Origin of the sequence: Shigella sp. FC1967 (assembly GCF_001743005.1) — a bacterium.
GTDB lineage: Bacteria > Pseudomonadota > Gammaproteobacteria > Enterobacterales > Enterobacteriaceae > Proteus.
In genome coordinates this window covers 1-3463 of the sequence record NZ_MIIZ01000773.1, presented here as the reverse complement: position 1 = coordinate 3463, position 3463 = coordinate 1, and the positions used below count along the sequence as shown (strand labels likewise).

The 3463-nt window shown below is 34.3% G+C and carries 3 protein-coding genes and 2 tRNA genes; all 5 read right to left on the bottom strand.

Going from position 1 to position 3463, the window contains the following annotated elements; translation table 11 throughout:
* Positions 1–74: 74 nt before the first annotated feature.
* The 5 genes from BHE89_RS25685 to BHE89_RS12600 all read right to left on the bottom strand — a co-directional run bounded on the left by BHE89_RS25685 (position 75) and on the right by BHE89_RS12600 (position 3164).
* On the bottom strand, positions 75–230 hold the full coding sequence (locus BHE89_RS25685; protein WP_286146104.1) for a LuxR C-terminal-related transcriptional regulator: 156 nt from the start codon (positions 228–230) through the stop codon (positions 75–77).
* Positions 231–978: 748 nt separating this feature from the next.
* Complete coding sequence (bssS, locus tag BHE89_RS12615; RefSeq protein ID WP_064720401.1) at positions 979–1233, bottom strand: biofilm formation regulator BssS; 255 nt, start codon at positions 1231–1233, stop codon at positions 979–981.
* A gap of 210 nt (positions 1234–1443) precedes the next feature.
* Entirely contained in the window at positions 1444–2496 is a 1053-nt protein-coding gene (pyrC, locus tag BHE89_RS12610; protein WP_069367447.1) for a dihydroorotase, read from the bottom strand.
* Between the two features lie 197 nt (positions 2497–2693).
* Positions 2694–2769 (bottom strand) — tRNA-Asn (locus BHE89_RS12605).
* 319 nt (positions 2770–3088) lie between these two features.
* Positions 3089–3164, bottom strand: a tRNA-Asn gene (locus BHE89_RS12600).
* Between the last annotated feature and the right edge of the window lie 299 nt (positions 3165–3463).

Sequence of the window (3463 nt, the reverse complement as noted above, 5' to 3'; positions counted from 1 at the left end):
CTAAATTACAGTGAGTAATAATGGGAATTGGACTCCTTTTTTCTTTTTTATTTGATAATCGGAATGTTATAGGGTTATTTCTCATATATGTATTTTAAAATATTATATATGAAAAATAATTCAATTCGATTTTTTACATTAATCTTTTCGGTAATATGTCTTTTGTGTGAATATACTGTACTATTGCTAATAGACAATTTTTTTAGCAATTTGATGATTAGGGATTTCATCCATCCAATAATTAATGATTTTTTTGTTCTTGTGAAACTAAAAAATAGAACATAATGAATGCTTATAGGTAGGAAAGAAAACTTGGCACCGAGAAGTGAACAAAGATGTTTTTTCAAGCACCCAAGGAAGTATCTTTTTGGGAAGGATAAAACAGTTATTTGTCAATGCGATAGGTCTTTCTTTGTCAGGGTAGTTAGCATCGATGTAAAGATAAAGGCGACAGCTTTTTGTTGAAATAAAGAAAAGTTGTAAATGTGGACAATGCGCTATTTCGCGACAATATTTTGTGAGATCAATAAATATAATATCTGGCATTGAATAATTAATATAATTATTGGCTTCTTGTATAGATGATATGTCAATTATTTCATGTCTTACATTTTTTCTTCGAAAAATAATGTTTTATACCATTACGAGTAAAAAAAACATTCGTCAATAATTAATACTTTCACAAATAACTTCCTTGTTTGTAGCCGTTTTAATTTATTAAAATAAAGATAACCTTATTTTATGTCAATTCGGCTTATATGTTTTTTTTTTTTGAAGATATATCGAATAAAATAATTATGATTATTTTTCCATTAAATAGGCGTTCATTTATTAGTATGACTAATTATTTTTATGCAGTAATCGTGGGTTTATATGGATATAATTAATATGTGATGGTGGATCATAGAAAAATAAAATGAGAACAAGGAGTACCAAGTACTCCTGCTTTGCGTTCTCTATCTTTTCTAAATCTTTGTATCAATGCTTGGTGTTGTCTGAAACAGAATCTTCAGATGATTCAATTTTATCAATACCTGCTTGAAGAATATGAATCAACTGTTTAGCTATGTCTGTTGTGAGCCAAAGTGTCTTATCTACAACTGCGTTTTCTGGATGATGTTCGTTTTCAGGAAGATAATGTAAACGTAACATCATGGCATCGTAGATGTCAACGGTACTGATGTCCCAGCCTACAACAGGATGTGTCTGAATAACTTCGTTTTTTCTACTCATAATACCTCCTAATCATACAACCGGTTTTGACTAAGAGAGAAGCATCCACATAAAGTGGTTACTTTTCAGTATACGAGATTTATCGTGATAAAAAAGATAAATTTTTATTATAACAAAAAATGTGTGCTGACTCTGATAAAAGAGTAATGCACCATTCACAGTCGAACAAATGTTATATGGTGCATTTTAGATAAATATCAAGGGGAAGAATTAATTAACAGAGATATCCCAATGAATATTTTCGTTTGCTAAGAAGGGAATAAGTGCTTCATTACCACAAAGGATTTGCGCAGGGGCTTCGATAGTTTTTTCAGTTAATGTGATGGTTCCTTCATTAACAGGTAAACCATAGAAACGAGGACCATTTAGAGAACAGAAGGCTTCAAAGTGTTGTAATGCATTGAGTTCTTTAAAGACGGTTGCATAGGCTGCCAGTGCAGTTGGTGCATTAAATACGCCAGCACAACCACAAGAGGATTCTTTGCGGTGTTGTAAGTGAGGTGCGGAATCAGTGCCTAAGAAAAAGCGAGAATTTCCTGATGCAACCGCGTCTCTTAAAGCCTCTTGGTGAACATTACGTTTAAGAATAGGTAAGCAATATAGGTGAGGTTTAACACCACCCACCAGCATATGATTACGGTTAAACATTAAATGTTGCGGTGTAATGGTGGCACCGAGAAATTCATTTCCTTCTAATACATACTGAGCAGCTTCTTTAGTTGTAATGTGTTCAAAAACAATCTTTAGCTCAGGAAATTGCTTGCGTACAGGAGACATAACGCTATCAATGAAACGTGCTTCTCTATCAAAAATATCAATACTTGAAGCAGTCACTTCGCCGTGGATCAGTAATGGCATACCAATTTTTTCCATCACACTTAAGATAGGGTAAATCTTTGTGATATCGGATACACCATGACTTGAGTTAGTTGTTGCATTTGCTGGATAGAGTTTACAAGCAGTAAAAACACCTTGTAAGAAACCTTGTTCGACTTCTGAAGGCAGTGTGCTATCTGTTAAATAACAGGTCATTAAGGGTTCGAAGTTGTCTCCAGCAGGAATAGCGGCTTTGATACGATCACGGTAAGTACGAGCCGCTTCAATCGTTGTAACGGGTGGAACAAGATTTGGCATGACAATAGCTCTGCCAAAATAGCGACTAGTATAAGGAACAACGGTTTTTAGCATGTCATCATCACGAAAGTGAACATGCCAATCATCAGGACGGCGAATAGTGAGGGGGATAGGTTGTGCAGTGGTCATATACCGGCTCCGTGTGTCTTAGGAAAATCGAAAGATCAAGGATTGGATTGGACTGGATAGTCAAGCCGGAAATGAATGCTAATACGAAAACGATTAAATAGCTACCTTTTAATCACTTTTTTTTATTATGTTTTTGGAATTGTGTAAGGTAAAACAGAGAATAAAATCAAAAGGTTATGAGGGTGACACAAAAGAAATGGCTCCTCCAACTGGACTCGAACCAGTGACATACGGATTAACAGTCCGCCGTTCTACCGACTGAACTATGGAGGAACATCATTAAGTGGCACGTATCATATAGCGGGGGATTTGATATGTCAAAGGGCAATCGACGATATTTGTTTAAGTGCATAGATAATCAACATATTGCGCATTTCTAAAACAGATAACCTAATAATGAGTTAATGTGCATTTTTAACGAGTTGTTTTTCATACTGAATACAGAAAATAAAACTAAAAATAAAGCGATAACGTATTTCAGACAAGACTAGGATCTGAAAAAGAAAATGGATAGAAAATAAGGACGGTATTGGCAATAGAAAGGGCAGAATGTAAAAAGCCCGCACAATAATAGTGCGGGCTTTTCTAAATTTGGCTCCTCCAACTGGACTTGAACCAGTGACATACGGATTAACAGTCCGCCGTTCTACCGACTGAACTATGGAGGAAGCGAGTTCTCGTGAGAACGGAAAGGATAATATCGAGGGTGATGAACTTTGTAAAGTAAAAAAAAGTGAAAATAATAGTTTAAAGTGGTTAAAAAATAACTAATTTATAGTTTTTAAATCAAATAAGGTGGTTTTGAGTTTAAAAAAACGCTAGGTAGAACCGTATTGATTGGAATGATTTTATAAAAAAGACATTCTTTTATTGATGACTTTGAGCTAACACGAAAATTGATATAGAAGATGCATAAGATCGATATGCAAAAAGAAATAAATAAGAAAATAGAGGAACAAAAATAGTG